This is a genomic window from Pantoea sp. Ep11b, assembly GCF_040783975.1.
Taxonomy (GTDB): Bacteria; Pseudomonadota; Gammaproteobacteria; order Enterobacterales; family Enterobacteriaceae; genus Pantoea.
The window spans coordinates 847518-871418 of sequence record NZ_CP160631.1 but is presented as its reverse complement, the minus strand read 5'-3'; the positions used below and the strand labels follow the sequence as shown (position 1 = coordinate 871418).

The window sequence follows — 23901 nt, the reverse complement described above, 5'->3', positions numbered from 1 at the left end:
TATGGAACTGCTCTGCCCGGCAGGAAACTTACCCGCAGTACGCACCGCCGTAGAGAATGGCGCGGATGCGGTGTATGTGGGGCTGAAAGATGACACCAACGCCCGCCACTTTGCGGGCCTGAATTTTACCGACAAAAAGCTGGCGGAAGCGGCGCGCTATCTGCATCAGCATCGCCGCAAACTGCACGTTGCAATCAATACCTTTGCCCACCCGGATGGCATGGGACGCTGGCAACGGGCGATTGATGTCGCCGTGCAGAACGGAGCCGATGCACTGATCCTGGCGGATATCGCCACGCTGGAGTACGCCGCAACGCGTTATCCGGAGGTTGAACGCCATCTGTCAGTGCAGGCGTCCGCCACCAATCTGGAGGCGATTCGCTTCTATCATCGCCACTTTAACCTGCAGCGCGTGGTGCTGCCGCGCGTGCTGTCGATTCATCAGGTGAAACAGCTGGCGCGCAGTACGCCGGTGCCGCTGGAGGTGTTCGCCTTTGGCAGCCTGTGCATCATGGCGGAAGGCCGCTGCTTTCTCTCTTCCTGGCTCACCGGCGAATCCCCTAACAGCGCAGGCGCCTGCTCACCGGCGAAGTTTGTGCGCTGGCAGCAGACGCCGCAGGGTATGGAGTCGCGTCTGAATGAGGTCTTAATCGACCGCTACGCCCCGGATGAAAGCGCCGGGTATCCGACGCTGTGCAAAGGACGGTATGAGGTTAACGACCAGCGCTATCACGTCCTGGAGGAGCCCACCAGCCTGAACACGCTGGAGCTGCTGCCGGAGCTGCTGCGGGCGGGCATCGCCTCGGTGAAGATCGAAGGCCGTCAGCGCAGCCCCGCCTATGTCGCGGATGTGGCGCGCGTCTGGCGTCAGGCGATCGATCGCTGCAAGGCGCAGCCGGACCAGTTTGCAATCGCGCCGCAGTGGATGCAGACGCTGGGCGATCTCTCCGAAGGCACGCAAACCACGCTGGGTGCTTATCACCGTGAATGGCAATAAGGAATGATGATGCAATATGCCCTTGGGCCGGTGCTCTGGTACTGGCCAACCGATACGCTGGACGACTTTTATCAACAGGCCGCCCGAAGCAGCGCGGATATTATCTACCTTGGCGAAGCAGTGTGCAGTAAACGCCGTGCCACATCCTATGCACGCTGGATGGAACTGGCGCGCGCGGTCGCGGCCAGCGGCAAACAGGTGGTGCTGAGCACGCTGGCGCTGCTGCAGTCACCCTCCGAGCTGAAAGAGCTGCAGCGCTACGTGGAAAACGGCGAATTTCTGATTGAGGCCAATGATATCGGCACGGTCAACATGGCCGCTGAGCGCCATCTGCCGTTTGTCGCGGGGCCGACGCTGAATGTCTATAACGCCGACACGCTGCAACTGCTGGTCAAAGAGGGAATGACGCGCTGGTGCATGCCGGTTGAGATGTCGCGTGACTGGCTGCTGCAGCTGCTGGCGCAGTGTGAGGCGCGGGGAATCCGCCAGCAGTTCGACGTCGAGGTGCTGGGCTACGGTCATCTGCCTCTGGCACTCTCCGCGCGCTGCTTCACCGCCCGCTCGGAAAATCTCGCCAGGGATGAGTGCGAAACCTGCTGCATCCGCTATCCCACAGGCCGCCGCGTCAACTCTCAGGAGGGGCAGCAGGTGTTTGTCCTCAATGGCATCCAGACCATGAGTGGCTACTGCTATAACCTGGGCAACGATCTGGCCGGTATGCGCAGCCATGTCGATTGTGTGCGGCTCTCTCCGCAGGATACGTCGACGCTGGCCGAAATCGATCGTTTCCGCGCCAATGAAAACGGCGAGGCGCCGTTAATGGTGGCGAAAGGTAGCGATTGTAACGGTTACTGGCGCAAACTGGCAGGCATGACGCTGCTATCCTGAGTAAAAGCACATACCGGCTATATTCCTGCTGAGGTTAGCAGTTTTAATATAAGGCATGATGCGTAATACTAAATGGTGCAGGTTTTAACGCCTGTGCCATACAACGGGAGTAGTCATGTCTGATAAAAAACCTCTTCGCCTGTCCGTGCTGGATCTTGCCCCGATCCCTCAGGGCGCAACCGCACGCGATGCGTTCCACAATTCGCTGGCGCTGGCGCGTCAGGCCGAAAAACTGGGCTACCAACGCTACTGGCTGGCTGAACATCACAACATGACAGGGATCGCCAGCGCCGCAACGGCGGTGCTGATTGGCTATCTGGCGGCCAACACCGAAACGCTGAAGCTGGGGTCGGGCGGGATCATGCTGCCGAACCACGCCCCGCTGGTGGTCGCCGAGCAGTTTGGCACGCTGGCCTCTCTCTATCCTGGCCGTATCGACCTCGGTCTGGGCAGAGCGCCAGGCTCTGACCAGCGCACGATGATGGCGCTGCGTCGTCATCAGGCCAATCTGCACGCCGACACCTTTCCCGAAGATGTGGCCGAACTGATCAGCTGGTTTGATGCCGAACCGGGTGCGCAGCTACCCGTTCAGCCCGTACCTGGGCTGGGTCTGAAGATCCCGGTCTGGCTGCTCGGTTCCAGCCTCTACAGCGCGCAGCTGTCGGCAAAAATGGGCCTGCCGTTCGCGTTTGCCTCCCATTTTGCGCCCGATCAGCTGTTCCAGGCGCTGCACGTTTACCGCGAGAATTTCCAGCCGTCGGCGCGCCTCGACAAACCTTATGCCACCGTCTGCATTAACGTGATCGCGGCTGACAGCGAGCGTGATGCGCGCTTCCTGTTTACCTCCCAGCAGCAGCAGTTTATCAATCTGCGTCGCGGCAAACCGGGTCCGCTACCGGCACCTGTTGAAAACATGGATAACCTCTGGTCACCGTCCGAGCAGTATGGTGTTCAGCAGGCGCTGAGCATGTCGCTGGTCGGCGATATGGACAAGGTGCGCCACGGTCTGGCCTCTCTGATGCGTGAAACTCAGGCGGATGAAATCATGGTCAATGGACAGATCTTTGACACGGAGGCCCGTCTGCGCTCCTTTGCCATTGCGATGGAGGCGGCGAACAGCCTGTAATCAGTTTTGCGGTGGGCGCAGGCTCTCCTGACTCACCGCCTGCTGACGACTGTCTCTGGCCGGGGATTGCCCATACAGGCGGCGATACTCCCGGCTGAACTGTGACGCGCTCTGATATCCCACCCGATAGCCTGCCGTGCCGGCATCCAGCTTTTCCACCAGCATCAGACGCCGCGCCTCGTTCAGCCGCAGCTGTTTCTGATACTGCATCGGCGTCATCGCCGTAACGGCTTTGAAGTGATGATGCAGCGAAGAGATACTCATCCCGACGCGACTGGCGAGCCGATCGATTCTCAGCGGCTGATGAAAATTTTCCCGCAGCCAGCGGGCCGCCTGCGCCACCCGGTTGCCGGGCCGTTCGGCCAGCGCCATATTCAGAATTCGCGATCCTTCCGGTCCCGTCAGCAACCGGTAAAAGATCTCCTGCTCGATGAGCGGGGCCAGCGCCTCAACATCGCCGGGATGATCCAGCAGGCGCACCAGCCGGATCACCGCATCCACCAGTAATGGCGACACTTTATGCACGGTGACGCCACGCTCATTGTCCGTGGTCGCCAGCGGCAGCGTCGGTGGGAACTGTTCAAGGTAGCGCATCAGTCGCGACTCATTAATCGCGATGCCAATTCCCAGATTCGGCTTGTCCGGCGTGGCGCGGGTGACACAGGCGCGCACCGGCATATCCAGCGTTACCAGCAGCAGATCGCCCGGGCCGTAATGCAGCACCTCATCCCCGATATGCAGGGCTTTGCCGCCCTGCGCCACCAGTGCAAAACTGGCCCATTGGGCAAAGTGCATCGGCTCGGTCGGTGCGGAAACCCGGCCAAAGAACAGGCAATCTATAGCACTGGCGTGCCGGCCATCTTCCGGTGCATGACGGGCGATCAACTCAGCCAGCACCTGCCACTTATCACTCTCACTCATTCCGCTCTCCTCTGACGCACCCTGTGCTGATAGTACCTGACGCCGGGCAGAATACCTGTCCCGCAGGAACAGATTTGCAGGATCGTGCAAAAAGCTTGCAGGATTGCGTTACCTGGTTTTCTGCGCCAGCGCGCATAGTCTGTCGACGCAATCATTACGGCGGAGAACAACATAATGAAGGCACTGCAGAATAAAGTCGCACTGGTAACCGGTGCATCGAAAGGCATTGGCGCGGCGATCGCCATCGCCTTTGCCACGGCTGGCGCCCGGGTCGTGGTGAACTATCGTCAGGATGAGGCTGGCGCTGCGGATGTGGTCAGCGATATCCTGGATCTGGGCAGTGACGCCGTGGCGGTTCGGGCGGATGTCACTCAGCATCGGGAGGTGGAACAGCTCTTCGCCACCACCCTCTCCTGTTTTGGCGCACCCGATATTGTCGTGAACAACGCGGGCTGCTTTCATCATGGCGAGTTTGAGGCGCTGACGCAGGAGGAGATGCAGCAGCAAATCAACGTTAACCTGCTGGGCACGCTGCTGGTCTGTCAGCAGGCGATCCATCACTTTCCCGCCCACGGCGGCACCATTATTAACCTCAGCGCTCTGAACAGTAAAAACAGCACGCCCGGCTCCGTCCTCTGGGCGGCGACCAAAGGTGCGGTGGATACGCTGACTCAGGGACTGGCGCGCGAACTGGGCCCCAGGCATATCCGGGTCAACGCGCTGGCGCCGGGAATGATACTCACAGAGGGATTACTGGCTGCGAAGAGAATGAGCCCGCAGCTCAAGGCGCAGCTGCTGGCTGCGACGCCGCTGGGGCGTTTTGGCCTGCCGGAGGATGTGGCGCAGGTGGCGCTGTTTCTGGCCTCGGAAGAGTCCGCCTGGGTCAGCGGCGAGCGCGTGATGATCAGCGGCGGAGCCTGACAGGCATAAAAAAAGGGAAGCCAGTGGCTTCCCTTTTTGTTACAACAGAATGTCGTTATGCATCGCGACGACGCGGAGCGGCTGCGCCATCTTCACGACGCGGACCGCGGCCACCTTCACGGTTGAAGCTGCGTCCGCCTTCACGGCGCTCAGAAGAGAAACGACGACCGCCTTCACGGTTGCCCGCGCCAGGACCATTGCGACGATCACCGCCCGCAGGACGACGATCACCACGGCCTTCGTTTGGCTGTGCATCACCCAGCAGCTGCATATTCATCGGCTTGTTCAGAATACGCGTACGGGTGAAGTGCTGCAGCACATCGCCTGGCATGCCTTTCGGCAGCTCGATAGTCGAGTGGTTGCCGAACAGCTTGATGTTACCGATGTAACGGCTGCTGATGTCGCCTTCGTTAGCGATAGCGCCAACGATGTGACGCACTTCAACACCATCATCGCGACCGACTTCGATGCGGTAGAGCTGCATCTCGCCAACGTCACGACGTTCGCGACGAGGACGATCGCCATCACGGCTGTCACGCGGACCACGAGCTTCACGGCTGTCACGACGGCCATCACGGTCATCACGATCGCGGTATTCGCGACGTGGCGGACGTGGTGCTTCTGGTGGCAGAATCAGAGGACGTTCGCCCTGTGCCATCTTCAGCAGTGCGGCTGCCAGTGTTTCCAGATCCAGCTCATCTTCTGGCTGCATTTTGGTCAGCAGAGCACGGTACTGATCCAGATCGCTGCTCTCCAGCTGCTGCTGGACTTTAGCCGCAAACTTAGCCAGACGACGCTGACCCAGCAGTTCTGCGTTAGGCAGTTCTACTTCAGGGATCGTCAGCTTCATCGTACGTTCGATGTTGCGCAGCAGGCGACGCTCACGGTTCTCAACGAACAGCAGCGCGCGGCCGGCACGACCCGCACGACCGGTACGGCCGATACGGTGAACGTAAGACTCTGCATCCATCGGGATATCGTAGTTCACCACCAGGCTGATGCGCTCAACGTCCAGGCCACGGGCCGCAACGTCGGTTGCAATCAGGATGTCCAGACGACCATCTTTCAGGCGCTCCAGCGTCTGCTCACGCAGTGCCTGGTTCATGTCACCGTTCAGAGCCGCGCTGTTGTAGCCGCTACGCTCCAGGGCTTCGGCTACTTCCAGCGTGGCGTTTTTAGTACGCACGAAGATGATGGCAGCATCGAAGTCTTCCGCTTCCAGGAAGCGAACCAGTGCATCTGTTTTACGACCGTAAGCGGTCCAGTAGCTCTGGCTGATGTCAGGACGCGTGGTCAGGCTTGACTGAATACGCACTTCCTGTGGATCTTTCATGAAGCGCTTAGTGATGCGACGAATCGCTTCCGGCATAGTTGCAGAGAACAGTGCGGTCTGATGACCTTCCGGGATCTGCGCCATGATGGTTTCAACGTCTTCGATGAAGCCCATACGCAGCATTTCGTCCGCTTCGTCAAGCACCAGGCCGCGCAGGTTAGAGAGATCTAACGTGCCGCGTTTCAGGTGGTCAAGCAGACGGCCAGGCGTACCCACAACAACCTGTGGTCCCTGACGCAGTGCGCGCAGCTGCACGTCATAACGCTGGCCGCCGTACAGGGCAACCACGTTCAGGCCGCGCATATGTTTGGAGAATTCAGTCACTGCTTCAGCTACCTGTACCGCCAGTTCGCGGGTCGGTGCCAGCACCAGGATCTGAGGTGCTTTAACAGCAGGGTCGATGTTGTTTAACAGCGGCAGAGAGAACGCCGCAGTTTTACCACTCCCGGTCTGCGCCATGCCTAACACGTCACGGCCCGCCAGCAGGTGAGGAATACACTCAGCCTGGATTGGGGATGGCTTAACGTAGCCCATGCCATTCAGTGATTCAAGGATGTCGGCGTTCAGGCCAAGGTCAGCAAAAGTGGTTTGAATATCAGTCATGTAGTACACGTGCCTCTTAGATTTCGGCGGCCAGTCTACATAACTCGTCGTGAAAACTTTCAGTCATTTTCATCAAAAAGTGTGAACCGGCTCAAATTAGAAGTTTTGACGAACAGAAAAGCCCTCATCCTTTAAGATGATGACTTAACAGGTTTTACAGGCAAATTAAGTTCGTCAGCTATTGCTGGTCAGATTCTGATAAATCGTCTTGTGCCTGGCCGAGTTGCGCCAGTTCCAACAATGCGTATCGGTGTTCAACAAAGTTATTGACGTTGTTGGCCACCGCCAGTTTGAACAACGCTTTCGCGTCGTCCTTCTCCCCCAGACTTAGGTAATACTTACCTAAATAGAAGTTGGTTTCACTGAGATGTTCAGCGAGCGAGGTGTTATCCGTTGCGTCCGCCTTGAGACTTTCCATCAACGCTTTTTCGTTGATATCTCCAAGGTAGAACTCGACAATATTCCATCCCCATTGGTCTCTGACCGCTTTGTCGTGACGCTGTTGAAGCGCGACTTTTGCCTTATCAGCATCCATCTCACGTTCAACGAGATAGAGCCACAGACTGCGGAAAGGATCGTTAGGATCGTCTTGATAAAACGCCAGCAGATCATCTTGCGCTAACTTGTATCGACCGCCGTAATAGAGGGCGATACCACGATTTAAATGCGCATAGTTGTAAGTTGGTTCAAGCTCAAGTACAGAATCAAACGCTTCATAGGCGGCATCAAAGTTGCCCGCCTGCGTTAAGTATATGCCTAAGTAGTTAAACACTTCGGGCATATCTGGTCTTATAGACAGCGCTTGCGAAAAATCGTTCCGCGCTAATGCCCGCAGACCTAAACTATCATACAACACTCCGCGCTCATATAACAGCTGTGCGCGTTCATCATCGGTGAGAGCGCGACTGGCAAGAATTTGTTCCATGCGCGCCAGTATTACTTCCTGCTGCAGTGTGGGCTGTAAAGGCACTGCAAGAACTTCGTTCTTACGCCAATTGGAGTTGCTGCATCCTGCCAGCGTCAGAGCTGTCGCAACAAAACACCAGCGCAGAAAAGGCTTCATTTCCCACTCCCGAATACAAACATTGGGATAACCATCCTGTCATCCGCCTGCCCTGCACAAGGATTCCCGCCCTCGCGATGATACAAACGCCCCTCTCTGCCAGGCAAAGAGGGGCAAATCAGCAACGATTTATTCCGCGTCAGGCGTTGTCACCGCTGCAGCTTCTTCAGTCTGCGGCTTAGATTCTGTCGCTTCTTTGATGCTCAGACGTACACGGCCCTGACGGTCAACTTCCATCACCTTAACCGGTACTTCCTGACCCATCTGCAGGTAGTCAGTCACTTTCTCAACGCGCTTATCTGCGATTTGTGAAATGTGAACCAGACCTTCTTTACCGCCACCGATGGCCACGAAGGCACCGAAGTCAACGATACGGGTCACTTTACCGCTGTAGATGCGGCCAACTTCGATCTCAGCCGTAATCTCTTCAATACGACGAATCGCTTCTTTCGCTTTCAGACCGTCGGTCGCAGCGATTTTCACGGTGCCGTCATCTTCGATTTCGATCGTTGTGCCGGTCTCTTCGGTCAGCGCACGAATCACTGAGCCGCCTTTACCGATCACATCTTTGATCTTGTCTGAGCTGATTTTGATGGTGTAAATGCGTGGCGCAAATTCAGAAATCTCAGTGCGTGGTGTGCTGATAGCCTGTTCCATCACGCCCAGGATGTGCAGACGCGCACCCTTGGCCTGGTTCAGCGCTTCCTGCATAATTTCACGCGTAATGCCTTCGATTTTGATGTCCATCTGCAGCGCGGTGATACCTTCACGGCTACCGGCTACTTTGAAGTCCATGTCGCCCAGGTGATCTTCGTCACCCAGAATGTCTGACAGAACAACAAACTTCTCATCTTCTTTCACCAGGCCCATTGCGATACCCGCAACGGCGGCTTTGATCGGCACACCTGCATCCATCAGCGCCAGAGAGGCACCGCAGACAGAAGCCATTGAAGAGGAGCCGTTCGACTCGGTGATTTCAGAAACCACACGCACGGTGTAAGGGAAATCTTCCGCTTTTGGCATTACCGCTAACACACCGCGCTTCGCCAGACGACCGTGACCAATCTCACGACGCTTCGGCGAACCTACCATGCCGGTTTCACCGACAGAGTATGGAGGGAAGTTGTAATGGAACAGGAAGCTGTCGGTACGTTCGCCCATCAGCTCATCCAGGTTCTGCGCATCGCGGGTTGTACCCAGCGTTGCGGTAACCAGTGCCTGGGTTTCACCACGGGTGAACAGTGATGAACCGTGGGTACGTGGCAGAACGCCAGTGCGCACGTCCAGACCGCGGATCATATCTTTTTCGCGGCCATCGATACGTGGCTCGCCGTTCAGGATACGGGTACGAACGACGTTCTTCTCAAGGCTGTGAACGATATCGCTGATTTCAGCGCTATCCAGCGTTTCGTCTTCAGCCAGCAGCGCAGCAATGGTTTCGTCTTTGATGACGCCAACCTGGGTGTAACGCTCCTGCTTATCCGTGATGCGGTAAGCGTCGCTGATGCGCGCTTCGGCCAGGGCAGCAACGCGCGAGATCAGTGGCGTGTTGGCGGCTTCTGGCTGCCAGTCCCAGCGCGGTTTACCCGCTTCTGCAACCAGAGCATTGATGTTTTCGATAACAACCTGCTGCTGCTCGTGACCAAATACCACGGCGCCCAGCATCTGCTCTTCTGACAGGATCTCAGCTTCAGATTCCACCATCAGAACGGCATTCTGTGTACCGGCAACAACCAGATCCAGACGAGACTGTTTCAGCTCATCGGCAGTCGGGTTCAGGACGTACTGGTCATTGATATAACCGACGCGTGCAGAACCAATTGGGCCGTTGAAAGGCAGACCAGACAGAGACAGCGCAGCTGAAGCACCGATCATCGCAACGATGTCCGGATGAACCTGTGGGTTCACCGACACAACGGTGGCAATAACCTGCACTTCATTGATGAAACCTTCCGGGAACAGCGGGCGAATCGGGCGGTCAATCAGACGCGCAATCAGGGTTTCGCCTTCGCTTGGACGGCCTTCACGACGGAAGAAGCTGCCCGGGATACGACCAGCAGCGTAGGTACGCTCCTGATAGTTTACGGTCAGCGGGAAGAAATCCTGACCTGGTTTGGTTTTTTTCTGGCCGACTACGGTGACGAACACGGCAGTATCGTCCATGCTCACCATCACAGCGGCAGTCGCCTGGCGAGCCATCACGCCAGTTTCCAGCGTGACGGTATGTTGACCATATTGGAATTTGCGTACGATCGGATTCAGCAAAATCAAAGTCCTTAACTTCGGGGCAGGGCTATCTGTAGCCCGCCATTGATTACCAATCTTCAGTTGCATCCTCGCGACTAATGACAACCCTCGACCGCCCCTGCGGTAAAGCCTCTCATTAGCCGCGCGAAATTCTGCAAACTCAAGATCACACTAAGCAACAATACATCAGTTTGGCCCGGATTGCTGCCGCTTGCTCGAAAAAAGGGGCCATAAAGGCCCCCTCTTCACGAAACTCGCACAAATCTGATCGTAAGCTGCACACCGTGCAAATGCCCGCATAACGCCCCGACGATCAGATTTTTCAGACTTAGCGACGCAGACCGAGGCTCTCGATCAGGCTGCTGTAGCGTGCAACGTCTTTACGCTTCAGGTAGTCCAGCAGCTTACGACGCTGAGATACCATGCGCAGCAGACCGCGGCGGCTGTGGTGGTCTTTTTTGTGCTCAGAGAAGTGACCCTGCAGATGGGTGATCTGCGCGGTCAGCAGGGCAACCTGAACTTCGGTTGAACCGCTGTCGTTAGCACCACGACCATATTTAGCAACGATCTCTGCTTTAGCTTCTACGCTTAGAGACATAATAAACTCCAGTAATAAATGAATGTATGGGTGCCGATCTCTAATTCAGCATCCCGCTTTAAAGCCGCGCTATTCTACTCTGCGCCTGATAGCAACGCAAATGCCCCATCAGCGAAAAGTGAAGGCGCCGCTTAATCCTGATATTCGACCACTAAACGGCGTGGTGCCAGCCGGCCATCGGCCGCAATTTCTGCCATACCGATAAACCTGCGCGCTTCGCCTTCTGATACTCTGACCAGCCCCTGCGCAGGCGCATTAGTGGCCTGCACCGGCTGCCCCTGACGGAAGAAGTCTGCCACCGCCGAAGGGATGTTCACTTCAGGAAAATCAGAAGCGGGACTGTCCATCGGCAGCAGCAGCGGATCGAGCTGCGTCTCCAGCGGGATACCGGCTTCGGTTGCTTCTGTCAGCAGCCTATTGAGCTGCTCCAGCGTCACCATCCGTTCAAAGGGATAACGCGCGACCTGAACGCGACGCAGCATAATGACATGCGCGCCACATCCCAGCTTTTCGCCCAGATCATCGATGATGGTACGGATATAGGTGCCTTTGGAGCAGTGAATCTCCAGCTCCAGCTCGTTATCCTGCCAGCGAATAAACTGCAATTCATAGACCGTGATCGGACGTGGCTCGCGGGTAATCTCAATGCCCTGACGTGCATACTCATACAGCGGACGCCCCTGATGCTTCAGCGCTGAAAACATGGAAGGCACCTGCAGCGTATCGCCGCGGAAGCTCTCCAGCGCGTTGTCCAGTTCGGCCTGCGTGAAGCTGACCGGACGCGTCTGCACAATGTTGCCATCGGCATCAGAGGTATCGGTCCGCTCACCCAACCGGGCGATCACGCGGTAGCGTTTGTCGGAGTCGAGCAGATACTGCGAAAACTTGGTCGCTTCACCCAGGCAGATCGGCAGCATGCCGGTCGCCAGCGGATCCAGCGCGCCGGTGTGTCCTGCGCGATTCGCATTGAAGATACGCTTCACTTTCTGCAGGACATCATTCGACGAGACGCCTTGTGGCTTATCCAGCAACAACACGCCATGGACGTCGCGGCCGCGACGACGCGGACGACTCATTACGCCTCCTTGTCATCGCCAGTGGCGTCCGGGCCACGGCGCTCTTCATCGTTCTTCACGACGCTGGTCACGAGATTGGACATGCGCATCCCTTCAACCAGTGAGTTGTCGTAGAAGAAGGTCAGCTCAGGCACGATACGCAGACGCATCGCTTTGCCCAGCAGAATGCGGATATAGCCGGACGCCTCTTTCAGGGCTTTCAGACCCTGCTTAACCGCGTCTTCATCCTGATCGTTGAGGAAAGTGACAAACACTTTTGCATAGGCGAGATCGCGCGACACTTCTACGCCTGACACGGTGACCATCATGCCCAGGCGGGGATCTTTGATCTCACGCTGCAGGATCATCGCAATCTCTTTCTGCAGCTCTTGTGACACGCGCTGCGGGCGACCAAATTCTTTCGCCATCATTATTTCTCCCAAATAATTCGGGAGGCCAGAGGCCTCCCAAATTGCAACACATCAGCAGTCTATTACTCGATGGTGCGTTTAATTTCGATGATTTCAAACACTTCGATCATATCGCCAACGCGAACGTCGTTGTAGTTCTTCACGCCGATACCGCACTCCATGCCGTTACGCACTTCGTTGACGTCATCTTTAAAGCGACGCAGAGATTCCAGCTCGCCTTCGTAAATCACCACGTTGTCACGCAGAACGCGGATTGGATTGTGACGTTTGATGTTACCTTCCGTCACCATACAACCGGCAATCGCGCCAAACTTCGGTGATTTGAACACGTCACGCACCGCAGCCAGACCGATGATCTGCTGTTTGTACTCTGGTGCCAGCATACCGCTCATTGCCGCTTTCACTTCGTCAATCAGGTTATAGATGACGGAGTAGTAGCGCAGATCCAGGCTTTCTGAGTCGATGACGCGACGCGCAGAGGCATCGGCACGCACGTTGAAGCCAATCAGGATGGCGTTGGATGCTGCAGCCAGGGTTGCGTCGGTTTCGGTGATACCGCCCACGCCTGAACCGACAATCTTCACCTTCACTTCGTCGGTGGAGAGTTTCTGCAGGGAGTCAGAGATCGCTTCCACAGAACCCTGAACATCCGCTTTCAGAACGATGTTCAGTTCAGACACTTCGCCTTCGGTCATGTTAGCAAACATGTTCTCAAGCTTAGATTTCTGCTGGCGAGCCAGTTTCACTTCACGGAATTTGCCCTGACGATAGAGCGCCACTTCACGGGCTTTCTTCTCGTCACGCACCACGGTTGCTTCATCACCCGCAGCCGGCACACCGGACAGGCCCAGAATCTCAACCGGGATGGAAGGACCCGCTTCCATGACTTCACGGCCCAGCTCGTCGCGCATTGCACGAACGCGGCCATATTCGAAGCCACAAAGAACGATGTCGCCCTTGTTCAGCGTACCTTCGCGTACCAGCACGGTTGCAACCGGACCACGACCTTTGTCGAGGAACGATTCGATAACCACGCCGCTCGCCATACCTGCACGGATAGCGGTCAGCTCCAGGACTTCTGCCTGCAGCAGGATAGCGTTTAACAGGTCATCAATGCCGGTACCTGCTTTCGCAGAGACGCTGACGAACATGTTTTCGCCGCCCCACTCTTCCGGAATGATACCGTACTGAGTCAGTTCGTTTTTAACACGATCCGGATCCGCTTCTGGCTTGTCACACTTGTTCACTGCAACCACAACCGGCACTTTCGCCGCTTTGGCATGCTGAATAGCTTCGATGGTCTGTGGCATCACGCCATCATCCGCCGCAACCACCAGGATAACGATATCCGTCGCCTGTGCACCACGCGCACGCATCGCGGTAAACGCGGCGTGGCCCGGGGTATCCAGGAAGGTGATCATACCGTTGTCGGTTTCAACGTGGTAAGCACCGATGTGCTGTGTAATCCCGCCCGCTTCGCCCGAGGCGATTTTGGTGGAGCGGATATAATCCAGCAGAGAAGTTTTACCGTGGTCGACGTGGCCCATGATAGTCACAACCGGCGCGCGGGATTCCTGCGCAGCGTCGGTGTCACGATCGTCCATTACCGCCTCTTCCAGCTCGTTTTCACGACGCAGGGTCACTTTGTGGCCCATCTCTTCGGCGACGAGCTGTGCAGTTTCCTGATCGATGACCTGGTTGATAGTCGCCATTGCGCCCATCTTCATCATCGCTTTGATGACCAGAGACCCTTTCACGGCCATTTTGTTTGCCAGTTCAGCAACAGTGATGGTTTCACCAATCACCACATCGCGGTTAACGGCCTGCGCGGGCTTGTTAAAGCCCTGCTGCAGTGCGCTTGGTTTGCGATGCTTGCCGCCTTTACCGCCACGAACCTGCGCACGCGCTTCTTCACGGTCAGTTTTGGCTTCAGAATGCTTGTTACCTTTTTTCGCCGGACGGGTGGCTTTGGCGGAGGTACGCGCACGCGCACGACCGGCTTCAACCTGACGATCGTTTTCGTCTTCTGCCTGACGGGCGTGGGTCGAAGTGGTGACGTGATAGTCGCCTTTATCCTCTTCTTCCGGTTTTTCCCACTCAGCTGATTTCTCTTCAGCCAGACGGCGGGCTTCTTCTGCCACAAGGCGGGCAGCCTCTTCGAGCTTACGGCGGGCTTCTTCTTCAGCTTTACGCTTCAGTTCAGCGGCTTCAGCTTCGCGACGGGCTTTGTCTGACTGCGCAGCCCTGGTCACTTCGTCGGTAGGTTGATTTGTCACTTTGTCATTTTCCGCTGCTGCACGTTTGGCCTTATCAGCGGCTTCGCGCCTGGCTTTGTCTTCGGCTTCACGTTGCGCTTTCTGTTCAGCTTCGCGACGGGCTTTTTCTTCAGCCTCGCGTTGCGCCTGCTCTTCCGCTTCACGCTGCGCCTCGGCTTCAGCTTCTGCCTGAGCTTGCTCAGCCTCTGCATCACCCTTCACATAGGTACGCTTTTTGCGGACTTCAATTTGCACCGACTTACTTTTACCCCCGGTGCCTGGAATATTCAAGGTGCTGCGCGTTTTACGCTGCAGCGTCAGCTTAGCTGAACCGACCTGACCGTGTTCACGGTTCAGGTGAGATAGTAAGGTTTCTTTCTCTTGCTGGGTCACGGCGTCATTTTCAGACTTCGGGATCCCCGCATCAGCAAATTGCTGTACCAGGCGATCGACCGGAGTCTGAATTTCTGCGGCCAGCGATTTTACGGTTACATCTGTCATGCTGTTCCTTCCTGTTATTACGCGTCATCGCCGAACCAGCAGATATTACGTGCGGCCATAATCAGCGCGCCGGCTTGTTCATCAGACAGGCCTTCAATATCCGTCAGATCGTCAACACCTTGCTCAGCGAGATCTTCCAGCGTGCAGACGCCTTTCGACGCCAGGCGGAACGCCAGCGCACGATCGAGGCCTTCAAGATTCAGAAGATCCGGAGCGGGCTCCTGATTTCCAAAGCTCTCTTCTTTCGCCAGTGCCAGGGTGGTTAACGCATTTTTTGCTCGTTCACGCAGGGCTTCAATGGTCTCTTCGTCGAGGCCGTCGACTTCCAGCAGCTCGTTGATTGGCACGTATGCCAGCTCTTCCAGCGAGGAGAAGCCCTCTTCCACCAGTACGGTGGCGAACTCTTCGTCGATGTCGAGATGTTTAGTGAACATATCGATCGCCGCATGCGCTTCAGCCTGATGCTTAGCCTGCAGATCATCGACGGTCATCACGTTCAGCTCCCAGCCGCTGAGCTGCGAAGCGAGACGCACGTTTTGGCCGTTACGGCCGATCGCCTGAGCCAGATTGCCAGCTTCTACGGCGATATCCATCGTGTGGTTATCTTCATCAACCACGATTGACGCCACATCAGCCGGCGCCATGGCGTTAATAACAAACTGCGCCGGGTTATCGTCCCACAGCACGATATCGATACGCTCGCCGCCCAGTTCGCTGGAAACAGCCTGAACACGCGCGCCGCGCATGCCCACACAGGCACCGACCGGATCGATACGTTTGTCGTTGGTTTTGACTGCAATCTTAGCGCGCGAGCCCGGATCACGAGCGGCGGCTTTAATTTCAATCAGTTCTTCACCGATTTCCGGCACCTCAATGCGGAACAGTTCAACCAGCATTTCGGGTTTGGAACGCGTCACAAACAGCTGCGCGCCACGGGCTTCCGGGCGGACAGAGTAGAGAACGCCGCGGATACGGTCGCCCGGGCGGAAGTTTTCGCGCGGCAGCATATCTTCGCGCAGAATCACCGCTTCAGCGTTGTTGCCTAAGTCGAGAGAAATGTTGTCGCGGTTAACTTTCTTCACCACGCCCGTGATAATTTCGCCTTCCTGCTCACGGAACTGATCAACCACCATCGCGCGCTCGGCTTCACGCACTTTCTGCACGATAACCTGTTTCGCGGTCTGAGTGGTGATACGGTCAAAGGTGACCGATTCAATCTGATCTTCAACGAAATCGCCCAGATTGAGTGCTTCATCTTCGTAACGGGCCGCATCCAGCGTGATCTCGCGAGTCGGCTGAGTTACCTCTTCAACGATTTCCCAGCGGCGGAAAGTATCGAAGTCGCCACTGCGGCGATCAATGCTGACGCGTACCTCAATTTCCTGCTCATACTTTTTCTTGGTCGCAGTCGCCAGCGCGCTCTCCAGCGCTTCGAAGATTTTCTCACGCGGCAGGGCTTTTTCGTTAGAAACGGCTTCTACAACAGCTAAGATCTCTTTGTTCATCCTGGTTAGCCTCAATCCGGACTTTTAAAAGTGGGGGACCAGGTTCGCTTTCTGAATATTACTCAGCGCGAACACTTCATCGTTACCCTCTACGTGCACCGTGATCATCTCGCCATCAACTGACTTGATGATTCCCTGCCATTTGCGGCGGTTCTGAACGGCCATACGCAACACCAGACTCACTTCTTCTCCCATGAAACGGGTGTAGTGTTCTGCAGTGAACAGAGGACGATCGAGTCCCGGTGAAGAGACTTCAAGGTTGTAAGGCACGGTAATAGGATCTTCTACATCCATTACGGCGCTTACCTGGTGGCTGACATCGGCGCAATCATCGACATTGATGCCATCTTCACTATCAATATAGATGCGCAGGATAGATGTGCGACTACGAACGAATTCAATTCCAACCAGTTCGTAACCCAGCGCTTCTACGGGAGCCGATACCAACTCTGTCAATTTTTGCTCTAATGTGGACAAGCCCACCCCCAAGACATAAAAAAAGGGCCTATAGCCCAGTATTACGATTCGCTAATAACAAAAAACCCCGAATAGTCGGGGCTTTTAATCACTGGACCCTGTATGCCGCTAAGCGGCCCGGACTCCATCCAAAGAATTTTCTTTCAAAAAATAGCCGTGAATGCGTCCGTCGATGCATACAGTATATTTGAAAAAGAACTCAAAGGGAAAGTGGTTGCGGGGGCCGGATTTGAACCGACGACCTTCGGGTTATGAGCCCGACGAGCTACCAGGCTGCTCCACCCCGCGTCCGAAAACGTGGCGAATAATACGCCAGACCTGCATAAAATGCAAGGGATACTACGATTTGGTACCGAGGACGGGACTTGAACCCGTAAGCCCAATCGGGCACTACCACCTCAAGGTAGCGTGTCTACCAATTCCACCACCACGGCACTACACTGACCACAACGATGCGTTGTGCTGACGACCTTACTTAGGAATATCGCTGCCCGGCGTAACCGGTTGAGCTGGCTTTTCAGTCTGTTGAGAAGACTGCGCCGGCGCAGAAAGATTTTCCCACTCGCTTCCTTTCGAAGACTTATTGCTGTTCAGGTTACCGAGGACCAGGCTGATGATGAAGAACAGTGCCGCTAAAATGCCGGTTGTACGTGTCAGGAAGTTACCTGAACCCGAAGAACCAAACACTGTACCGGATGCGCCTGCACCGAATGAGGCTCCCATATCAGCGCCTTTGCCTTGCTGCAGCATGATCATGGCCACGAGGGCGATCGCTACAATAAGGAAAACAACTAAAAGAGCTTCGTACATATTCAACCTGTTCCTTGCACGATAATCGTACAGTTAAAGCTTCAGCCAGTATTGATGGGGAGTCTCGTCATCACCCATCAGAAGCGGGTGTGAATACTAACCAAAGGCGCATATCTCTGCAAGTGCAATTTTCACTGCCTGTACTGATTGCAGAAAAAAGCGCCATCCCGGTGATTTTACAGGCAGTTCTGCACGCAGCGAACTGCCCGTTAGCGCATTAAACCGCTTTGACCAGATCGGCGATGCGATTGGCCAGTTCGGTCACCTGCGCCTCATTTTCGCCCTCAACCATCACGCGAATCAACGGCTCCGTGCCCGATTTGCGCAGCAGCACACGTCCGCGTCCCGCCAGCGCTTTTTCGACCTCGGCCGTGACACTTTTTACGGCATCACTCTGCAGGGGATCGTGTTCACCCGCAAAGCGCACGTTGACCAGTACCTGAGGCAGCATCTTCATGCCGCTGCAGAGATCGTGCAGGCTCATGTGGTTACGAACCATGGCAGTGAGTACCTGCAGACTTGCGACGATGCCGTCGCCCGTGGTGGTTTTATCCAGCAGGATGACATGACCGGAGTTCTCCGCGCCGAGGCGCCAGCCCTTCTCCTGCATCTTCTCCAGCACATAGCGGTCGCCCACTTTGGCGCGGGTGAACGGAATGCCGAGCTGTTTCAGCGCAAGCTCCAGACCCATATTGCTCATCAGCGTTCCGACTACCCCGCCCCGCAGCTGCCCCTGGCGCAGTGCTTCGCGTGCAATGATGTAGAGGATCTGGTCGCCATCCACTTTTTCGCCCAGATGATCAATCATCATGATGCGGTCGCCGTCGCCGTCATAGGCCAGACCGATATCGGCCTTCTCAGCCAGAACACGCTGCTGCAGCAGTTCCAGATCGGTGGCACCGCACGCCTTGTTGATGTTCATGCCATCCGGCTGAACGCCGATAGCAATCACGGTCGCGCCCAGTTCACGCAGGACATTCGGGGCGATGTGGTAGGTGGCACCATTGGCGCAGTCCACCACTATCTTCAGCCCATTCAGGCTCAGTTCGCTGGGAAAGGTGCCTTTACAGAATTCGATATAGCGTCCCGCAGCATCCACGATGCGGCTGGCACGACCGAGCTGCGCGGATTCAACGCAGGTAATCGGCTTCTCCATCTCCAGCTCAATCGCTTCCTCAACATCATCAGGCAGTTTGGTGCCCTCGGATGAGAAGAACTTAATGCCGTTGTCATCGAACGGGTTGTGTGAGGCTGAGATAACAATTCCCGCCTCTGCACGGAAGGTGCGGGTCAGATAAGCGATGGCAGGCGTCGGCATCGGGCCGGTAAACGCGGCGGTCAGGCCTGCGGCGGCAAGGCCCGCTTCCAGCGCAGACTCCAGCATATAGCCAGAGATACGTGTATCTTTGCCGATGATGATCTTTTTCGAACCGTGACGCGCCAGCACTTTACCTGCGGCCCAGCCCAGTTTCAGGACGAAGTCGGGCGTGATAGGGGCTTCACCGACTTTGCCGCGAATACCGTCTGTACCAAAATATTTACGATTACTCATGATTATCCTTTTGCTCTTCGGGTCGCTTCGACCACGCGCATCGCTTCGGCCGTCTCTTTAACATCATGCGCGCGAATAATCTGTGCGCCCTGCATGGCAGCAATCACCGCGCAACTCAGGCTGCCGGTTAAACGCTGCGACGGACCGACATTTAACAGCTGGCCAATCATCGATTTTCGCGACATTCCTACCAGAAGTGGCAGGCCAAAGTGATGAAAATCGCCGAGATGCGCCAGCAGTTCATAGTTGTGGCTGAGATTTTTACCGAAACCGAAGCCCGGGTCGAGTATCAGTCGCGCTTTTTTGATCCCTGCCGCCTCGCAGCGCGCGATCTGCTGAGCGAAGTAAGTGTCCACTTCGGTCAGGATATTTTCATAATGCGGAGCCTGCTGCATGGTGCGCGGTTCGCCCTGCATGTGCATCAGACAGACGGGCAGGTCGGTTGCGGCCGCGGCTTCCAGTGCACCCGGCTCAGAGAGTGACCGGACGTCGTTAATAATGTGAGCGCCCACTCGCGCCGCTTCCCGGATCACCGCCGCCTTGGAGGTATCGACTGAAATCCAGACTTCAAAACGCTGGGCAATGGCGTCGATCACCGGGATGACCCGCTCCAGCTCCTCTTCCTCGCTCACCTCATCCGCGCCAGGACGGGTCGATTCACCGCCCACGTCGATGATGGTGGCACCGGCATTAACCATCTCGTTGGTGTGCGTCAGCGCATCGACCAGCGCGTTATGCCTCCCGCCATCTGAGAAGGAGTCCGGCGTGACATTCAGAATGCCCATCACATGCGGAAACGATAGATCGAGATGGGAATCACGGGCGAACAACTTCATGGCGAAAACTCCTTTGGGTCACTATCCGGATGTAAAAAACCCCGGACCAGCCGGGGTTTTGTCTGACGATGTTGCGTCTTATTTGTTGTACTGCTCAGACATGGTGTTGCCTGGGTTTGGCGTACGCGGTTCATCGACCGGACGTGGCGCCTTTGGCGTGCCGTTGTTGTCTGAGTTGCTGCCTGGGTCTTCCCAGCCTGCTGGCGGACGCACTTCGCGACGGGCCATCAGGTCATCGATCTGCGGAGCATCGATGGTTTCATACTTCATCAGCGCGTCTTTCATCGCGTGAAGGATGTCCATGTTCTCACCCAGAATGCGACGTGCGCGCTGGTAGTTGCTGTCGATCAGGTGTTTAACTTCCTGGTCGATGATGCGGGCCGTTTCATCAGACATATGTTTCGCTTTCGCGACAGAACGGCCGAGGAAGACTTCACCCTCTTCTTCTGCATAGAGCAACGGACCCAGTTTTTCAGAGAAGCCCCACTGCGTCACCATGTTACGTGCCAGGTTGGTCGCGACTTTGATGTCGTTCGACGCGCCGGTAGAAACATGTTCAGCACCGTAGATGATCTCTTCCGCCAGACGACCGCCGTAGAGGGTAGAGATCTGGCTTTCCAGTTTCTGACGGCTGGCGCTGATCGCGTCGCCTTCAGGCAGGAAGAAGGTCACACCCAGCGCACGACCGCGCGGAATAATGGTCACTTTATGCACCGGATCATGCTCAGGAACCAGACGACCGATAATGGCGTGGCCTGCTTCATGATAGGCGGTGGACTCTTTCTGCGCTTCCGTCATCACCATGGAGCGACGTTCCGCACCCATCATGATTTTGTCTTTCGCTTTCTCGAACTCCACCATAGAAACCACACGCTTGTTCGAGCGGGCGGCGAACAGTGCAGCTTCGTTGACCAGGTTAGCCAGGTCTGCACCAGAGAAGCCCGGCGTACCGCGCGCAATGATTGCAGCATCGATATCGGTGGCCAGCGGCACACGGCGCATATGGACTTTCAGGATCTGCTCACGACCGCGAACATCTGGCAGGCCGACCACGACCTGACGGTCAAAGCGGCCCGGACGCAGCAGCGCAGGGTCCAGTACGTCAGGACGGTTGGTGGCGGCGATAACGATAATGCCTTCGTTGCCTTCGAAACCGTCCATCTCAACCAGCATCTGGTTCAGGGTCTGCTCACGCTCATCGTGACCACCGCCTAAACCGGCACCACGCTGACGACCGACGGCGTCGATCTCATCGATAAAGATGATGCAGGGCGCGGCTTTTTTCGCCTGTTCGAACATGTCACGCACACGGGATGCACCGACACCCACAAACATTTCCACGAAGTCAGAACCGGAGATGGTAAAGAACGGCACCTTTGCTTCACCGGCAATCGCTTTTGCCAGCAGGGTTTTACCGGTACCCGGCGGCCCCACCATCAGCACGCCTTTTGGAATCTTGCCGCCCAGCTTCTGGAAACGGCTCGGCTCACGCAGATATTCAACCAGCTCGCCGACTTCTTCTTTCGCTTCGTCACAGCCAGCTACGTCAGCAAAGGTGGTTTTGATCTGATCTTCCGTCAGCATGCGGGCTTTGCTTTTGCCGAAGGACATCGCGCCCTTGCCGCCGCCGCCCTGCATCTGACGCATAAAGAAGATCCACACGCCAATCAGCAGCAGCATCGGGAACCACGAAATGAAGATGGAGGCCAGCAGGCTTGGTTCTTCAGGCGGTTCGCCCACCACTTTGACGTTTTTGGTCAAGAGGTTATCGAGCAACTTAGGATCGTTGACAGGAATGTAGGTGGTGTATTTATTGCTGTCTTTTTTAATAACGTTAATTTCACGCCCGTTAATACGTGCCTCGCGGACCTGATCCTGGTTCACTTCCGACAGGAAGGTTGAATAATCAACCCGACGGCCATTCGACTCGCTGGGCCCAAAGCTCTGGAATACTGACATCAGCACGACCGCGATGACTAACCAGAGAATCAGGTTTTTCGCCATGTCACTCAAGGGATTAACCTCATATTACAACGGTGTTAACAGATAGCGTAGGGTACTATAGATCCTGCATACATGGAATCGCAGCAACGCTGCGGACCTCTCCAGCAATTTGGTTATAGTTTGCGCCCAGTCGCCACAATGTACACTTCACGTGAACGTGAACGTGAAGCGTCCGGCTTACGAATTTTCACTTTCGTAAACAGGGAGCGAATTTCCCGCAGGTATTCATCGAAGCCATCTCCCTGAAACACTTTCACTACAAAACTACCGCCGGGTGCCAGAATATCCCGACACATATCCAGCGCCAGTTCGACCAAATACATCGACCGGGGAATATCTACGGCAGGTGTACCACTCATATTCGGTGCCATGTCAGACATGACAACCTGAACCTGTTGATCACCAACACGCTCAAGCAGCGCATTGATCACCGATTCTTCACGAAAATCGCCCTGAAGGAAATCGACACCGACAATCGGATCCATTGGCAGGATATCACAGGCAATGACGCGCCCTTTGTTCCCGATTTGCTGTACCACATATTGCGACCAGCCACCGGGCGCAGCACCCAGATCTACCACGGTCATACCGGGTTTGAAAAGCTTGTCACCCTGTTGTATTTCATCAAGTTTAAACCAGGCGCGCGAACGCAACCCTTTTTTCTGCGCCTGAAGCACATATTTATCGCTAAAGTGTTCCTGAAGCCAGCGGCTGGAGCTGGCCGAACGCTTTTTACCCGTCATAATATTTCCAACTAAATCGTCATCGTAGCGATAAACCTGCACGCAATGGGTTGCGTCGATTTGGTGATATACCCGAGATGGCGGTAGAATGAACCGTTTTCAATCCCTGAGTAAGTAAAAAACTACGATGAATCTAAGTACCAAACAAAAACAGCACCTCAAGGGCCTCGCCCATCCGCTCAAACCTGTCGTTATGCTGGGCGGTAATGGCCTGACTGAAGGCGTGCTGGCCGAAATCGAGCAGGCTCTGTCACATCACGAACTGATCAAGGTAAAAATCTCCTCAGAAGATCGTGAAACGAAGCAGCTGATCGTTGAGGCTATCGTGCGTGAGACCGGTGCCAGCAACGTACAGGTGATCGGCAAAACGCTGGTGCTGTATCGCCCGTCTAAAGAGAGCAAGATTTCTCTGCCACGCTAGGCGGGCAAAGAAAGTGACATGCTCTTACCTCAGATAAAAGGCCGCAATGCGGCCTTTTTCCTTTCTTTACATTGTGCTTTAACGCTTTTCAAAGCGTAGCAACATCTTAAATGTATTCCACCTTCAGGATCTCATACTCCACGTCGCCGCCCGGGGTTTTCACGACGGTCACATCGTCAACTTCTTTACCCACCAGGCCACGCGCCATTGGCGAATTGACCGAAATCAGATTTTGCTTAAAGTCCGCTTCGTCGTCGCCCACAATACGATAGGTCGCCTCTTCGTCGGTTTCGACGTTCAGCACCGTGACCGTGGCACCGAAGATCACCCGGCCGGTTTTCGGCATCTGCGTCACGTCAATGACCTGCGCATTGGAGAGTTTGGCTTCGATCTCCTGAATACGGCCTTCACAAAAGCCCTGTTCTTCGCGTGCTGCGTGATATTCCGCATTCTCTTTCAAATCGCCATGTTCGCGTGCTTCAGCGATAGAGGCGATAATGCGCGGGCGCTTCACGGTTTTCAGCTCGTTCAGCTCTTCGCGCAATCTTTCAGCGCCTCTTAACGTCATCGGAATCTGATTCATTTAAGCTCCTCGCCATCTTTCCTGTTTTACG

The 23901-nt window shown here is 55.7% G+C and carries 22 protein-coding genes and 2 tRNA genes; 5 read left to right on the top strand and 19 right to left on the bottom strand.

Annotated elements, in window-relative coordinates; all coding sequences use genetic code 11:
- The first annotated feature begins 1 nt into the window (after position 1).
- From AB1748_RS04035 to AB1748_RS04025, 3 genes are all read left to right on the top strand, one after another.
- On the top strand, positions 2–997 hold the full coding sequence (locus AB1748_RS04035; RefSeq protein ID WP_111139570.1) for a peptidase U32 family protein: 996 nt from the start codon (positions 2–4) through the stop codon (positions 995–997).
- Positions 998–1006: 9 nt separating this feature from the next.
- A complete protein-coding gene (locus tag AB1748_RS04030; RefSeq protein ID WP_111139571.1) occupies positions 1007–1885 on the top strand; it encodes a U32 family peptidase in 879 nt (292 codons plus the stop codon).
- A gap of 115 nt (positions 1886–2000) precedes the next feature.
- Positions 2001–3011, top strand: coding sequence for a luciferase-like monooxygenase (locus AB1748_RS04025; RefSeq protein ID WP_367396028.1), 1011 nt, complete (start codon positions 2001–2003; stop codon positions 3009–3011).
- Here the strand turns inward: AB1748_RS04025 and AB1748_RS04020 are convergent, their stop codons facing one another.
- On the bottom strand, positions 3012–3932 hold the full coding sequence (locus AB1748_RS04020) for an AraC family transcriptional regulator N-terminal domain-containing protein (RefSeq protein ID WP_367396027.1): 921 nt from the start codon (positions 3930–3932) through the stop codon (positions 3012–3014).
- A gap of 174 nt (positions 3933–4106) precedes the next feature.
- Here AB1748_RS04020 and AB1748_RS04015 point away from each other — a divergent pair, with 174 nt between their 5' ends.
- On the top strand, positions 4107–4853 hold the full coding sequence (locus tag AB1748_RS04015; RefSeq protein ID WP_111139574.1) for an SDR family NAD(P)-dependent oxidoreductase: 747 nt from the start codon (positions 4107–4109) through the stop codon (positions 4851–4853).
- Between the two features lie 55 nt (positions 4854–4908).
- Here the strand turns inward: AB1748_RS04015 and AB1748_RS04010 are convergent, their stop codons facing one another.
- From AB1748_RS04010 to rlmE, 17 genes are all read right to left on the bottom strand, one after another.
- Positions 4909–6789 carry a DEAD/DEAH family ATP-dependent RNA helicase gene (locus AB1748_RS04010; RefSeq protein ID WP_367396026.1) on the bottom strand — a complete coding sequence of 627 codons (1881 nt, stop codon included), beginning with the start codon at positions 6787–6789 and terminating at the stop codon, positions 4909–4911.
- Positions 6790–6805: 16 nt separating this feature from the next.
- Complete coding sequence (yrbN, locus tag AB1748_RS04005; protein ID WP_111139605.1) at positions 6806–6862, bottom strand: protein YrbN; 57 nt, start codon at positions 6860–6862, stop codon at positions 6806–6808.
- A gap of 105 nt (positions 6863–6967) precedes the next feature.
- Positions 6968–7852: a lipoprotein NlpI gene (gene nlpI / locus AB1748_RS04000; RefSeq protein WP_111139576.1), complete on the bottom strand. Its 885-nt coding sequence runs from the start codon at positions 7850–7852 to the stop codon at positions 6968–6970.
- A 129-nt stretch (positions 7853–7981) separates the two neighbouring features.
- Complete coding sequence (gene pnp, locus AB1748_RS03995; protein WP_367396025.1) at positions 7982–10117, bottom strand: polyribonucleotide nucleotidyltransferase; 2136 nt, start codon at positions 10115–10117, stop codon at positions 7982–7984.
- 310 nt (positions 10118–10427) lie between these two features.
- A complete protein-coding gene (gene rpsO, locus AB1748_RS03990; RefSeq protein ID WP_003851063.1) occupies positions 10428–10697 on the bottom strand; it encodes a 30S ribosomal protein S15 in 270 nt (89 codons plus the stop codon).
- Between the two features lie 131 nt (positions 10698–10828).
- Positions 10829–11773 (bottom strand): tRNA pseudouridine(55) synthase TruB, encoded by a 945-nt coding sequence (gene truB / locus AB1748_RS03985; protein WP_111139578.1) that lies wholly within the window; start codon positions 11771–11773, stop codon positions 10829–10831.
- Entirely contained in the window at positions 11773–12180 is a 408-nt protein-coding gene (rbfA, locus tag AB1748_RS03980; RefSeq protein ID WP_367396314.1) for a 30S ribosome-binding factor RbfA, read from the bottom strand. Before rbfA ends, truB begins: the two co-directional genes overlap by 1 nt.
- Before the next feature lie 65 nt (positions 12181–12245).
- Positions 12246–14939, bottom strand: coding sequence for a translation initiation factor IF-2 (gene infB, locus AB1748_RS03975; RefSeq protein WP_111139580.1), 2694 nt, complete (start codon positions 14937–14939; stop codon positions 12246–12248).
- A gap of 17 nt (positions 14940–14956) precedes the next feature.
- The gene (gene nusA / locus AB1748_RS03970; RefSeq protein ID WP_111139581.1) at positions 14957–16444 is read right to left on the bottom strand and encodes a transcription termination factor NusA; all 1488 of its coding nucleotides are present in this window, start codon (positions 16442–16444) and stop codon (positions 14957–14959) included.
- Positions 16445–16468: 24 nt separating this feature from the next.
- A complete protein-coding gene (gene rimP, locus AB1748_RS03965; RefSeq protein ID WP_146240840.1) occupies positions 16469–16921 on the bottom strand; it encodes a ribosome maturation factor RimP in 453 nt (150 codons plus the stop codon).
- 211 nt (positions 16922–17132) lie between these two features.
- Positions 17133–17209: transfer RNA gene (locus tag AB1748_RS03960), tRNA-Met, on the bottom strand.
- A 59-nt stretch (positions 17210–17268) separates the two neighbouring features.
- Positions 17269–17355 (bottom strand) — tRNA-Leu (locus AB1748_RS03955).
- 37 nt (positions 17356–17392) lie between these two features.
- Entirely contained in the window at positions 17393–17731 is a 339-nt protein-coding gene (secG, locus tag AB1748_RS03950) for a preprotein translocase subunit SecG (RefSeq protein WP_128083998.1), read from the bottom strand.
- A 217-nt stretch (positions 17732–17948) separates the two neighbouring features.
- On the bottom strand, positions 17949–19283 hold the full coding sequence (gene glmM, locus AB1748_RS03945) for a phosphoglucosamine mutase (protein WP_367396024.1): 1335 nt from the start codon (positions 19281–19283) through the stop codon (positions 17949–17951).
- Positions 19284–19285: 2 nt separating this feature from the next.
- Positions 19286–20119, bottom strand: coding sequence for a dihydropteroate synthase (gene folP / locus AB1748_RS03940; RefSeq protein ID WP_293774196.1), 834 nt, complete (start codon positions 20117–20119; stop codon positions 19286–19288).
- Between the two features lie 78 nt (positions 20120–20197).
- Positions 20198–22123, bottom strand: coding sequence for an ATP-dependent zinc metalloprotease FtsH (gene ftsH, locus AB1748_RS03935; RefSeq protein ID WP_111139586.1), 1926 nt, complete (start codon positions 22121–22123; stop codon positions 20198–20200).
- A 113-nt stretch (positions 22124–22236) separates the two neighbouring features.
- A complete protein-coding gene (rlmE, locus tag AB1748_RS03930) occupies positions 22237–22866 on the bottom strand; it encodes a 23S rRNA (uridine(2552)-2'-O)-methyltransferase RlmE (RefSeq protein ID WP_111139606.1) in 630 nt (209 codons plus the stop codon).
- A 127-nt stretch (positions 22867–22993) separates the two neighbouring features.
- On the opposite strand from rlmE, the gene yhbY reads away from it, so the two are divergent.
- Positions 22994–23287 (top strand): ribosome assembly RNA-binding protein YhbY, encoded by a 294-nt coding sequence (gene yhbY / locus AB1748_RS03925; protein ID WP_367396023.1) that lies wholly within the window; start codon positions 22994–22996, stop codon positions 23285–23287.
- Between the two features lie 106 nt (positions 23288–23393).
- On the opposite strand, the gene greA is transcribed toward yhbY, so the two are convergent.
- Entirely contained in the window at positions 23394–23870 is a 477-nt protein-coding gene (greA, locus tag AB1748_RS03920; RefSeq protein ID WP_111139587.1) for a transcription elongation factor GreA, read from the bottom strand.
- Between the last annotated feature and the right edge of the window lie 31 nt (positions 23871–23901).

Coding starts and splice junctions, on each gene's coding strand:
- AB1748_RS04035 (WP_111139570.1), top strand. CDS start 2: ATGGAACTGCTCTGCCCGGCAGGAAACTTACCCGCAGTACGCACCGCC.
- AB1748_RS04030 (WP_111139571.1), top strand. CDS start 1,007: ATGCAATATGCCCTTGGGCCGGTGCTCTGGTACTGGCCAACCGATACG.
- AB1748_RS04025 (WP_367396028.1), top strand. CDS start 2,001: ATGTCTGATAAAAAACCTCTTCGCCTGTCCGTGCTGGATCTTGCCCCG.
- AB1748_RS04020 (WP_367396027.1), bottom strand. CDS start 3,932: ATGAGTGAGAGTGATAAGTGGCAGGTGCTGGCTGAGTTGATCGCCCGT.
- AB1748_RS04015 (WP_111139574.1), top strand. CDS start 4,107: ATGAAGGCACTGCAGAATAAAGTCGCACTGGTAACCGGTGCATCGAAA.
- AB1748_RS04010 (WP_367396026.1), bottom strand. CDS start 6,789: ATGACTGATATTCAAACCACTTTTGCTGACCTTGGCCTGAACGCCGAC.
- nlpI (WP_111139576.1), bottom strand. CDS start 7,852: ATGAAGCCTTTTCTGCGCTGGTGTTTTGTTGCGACAGCTCTGACGCTG.
- rpsO (WP_003851063.1), bottom strand. CDS start 10,697: ATGTCTCTAAGCGTAGAAGCTAAAGCAGAGATCGTTGCTAAATATGGT.
- truB (WP_111139578.1), bottom strand. CDS start 11,773: ATGAGTCGTCCGCGTCGTCGCGGCCGCGACGTCCATGGCGTGTTGTTG.
- rbfA (WP_367396314.1), bottom strand. CDS start 12,180: ATGGCGAAAGAATTTGGTCGCCCGCAGCGCGTGTCACAAGAGCTGCAG.
- infB (WP_111139580.1), bottom strand. CDS start 14,939: ATGACAGATGTAACCGTAAAATCGCTGGCCGCAGAAATTCAGACTCCG.
- nusA (WP_111139581.1), bottom strand. CDS start 16,444: ATGAACAAAGAGATCTTAGCTGTTGTAGAAGCCGTTTCTAACGAAAAA.
- secG (WP_128083998.1), bottom strand. CDS start 17,731: ATGTACGAAGCTCTTTTAGTTGTTTTCCTTATTGTAGCGATCGCCCTC.
- glmM (WP_367396024.1), bottom strand. CDS start 19,283: ATGAGTAATCGTAAATATTTTGGTACAGACGGTATTCGCGGCAAAGTC.
- folP (WP_293774196.1), bottom strand. CDS start 20,119: ATGAAGTTGTTCGCCCGTGATTCCCATCTCGATCTATCGTTTCCGCAT.
- ftsH (WP_111139586.1), bottom strand. CDS start 22,123: ATGGCGAAAAACCTGATTCTCTGGTTAGTCATCGCGGTCGTGCTGATG.
- rlmE (WP_111139606.1), bottom strand. CDS start 22,866: ATGACGGGTAAAAAGCGTTCGGCCAGCTCCAGCCGCTGGCTTCAGGAA.
- yhbY (WP_367396023.1), top strand. CDS start 22,994: ATGAATCTAAGTACCAAACAAAAACAGCACCTCAAGGGCCTCGCCCAT.
- greA (WP_111139587.1), bottom strand. CDS start 23,870: ATGAATCAGATTCCGATGACGTTAAGAGGCGCTGAAAGATTGCGCGAA.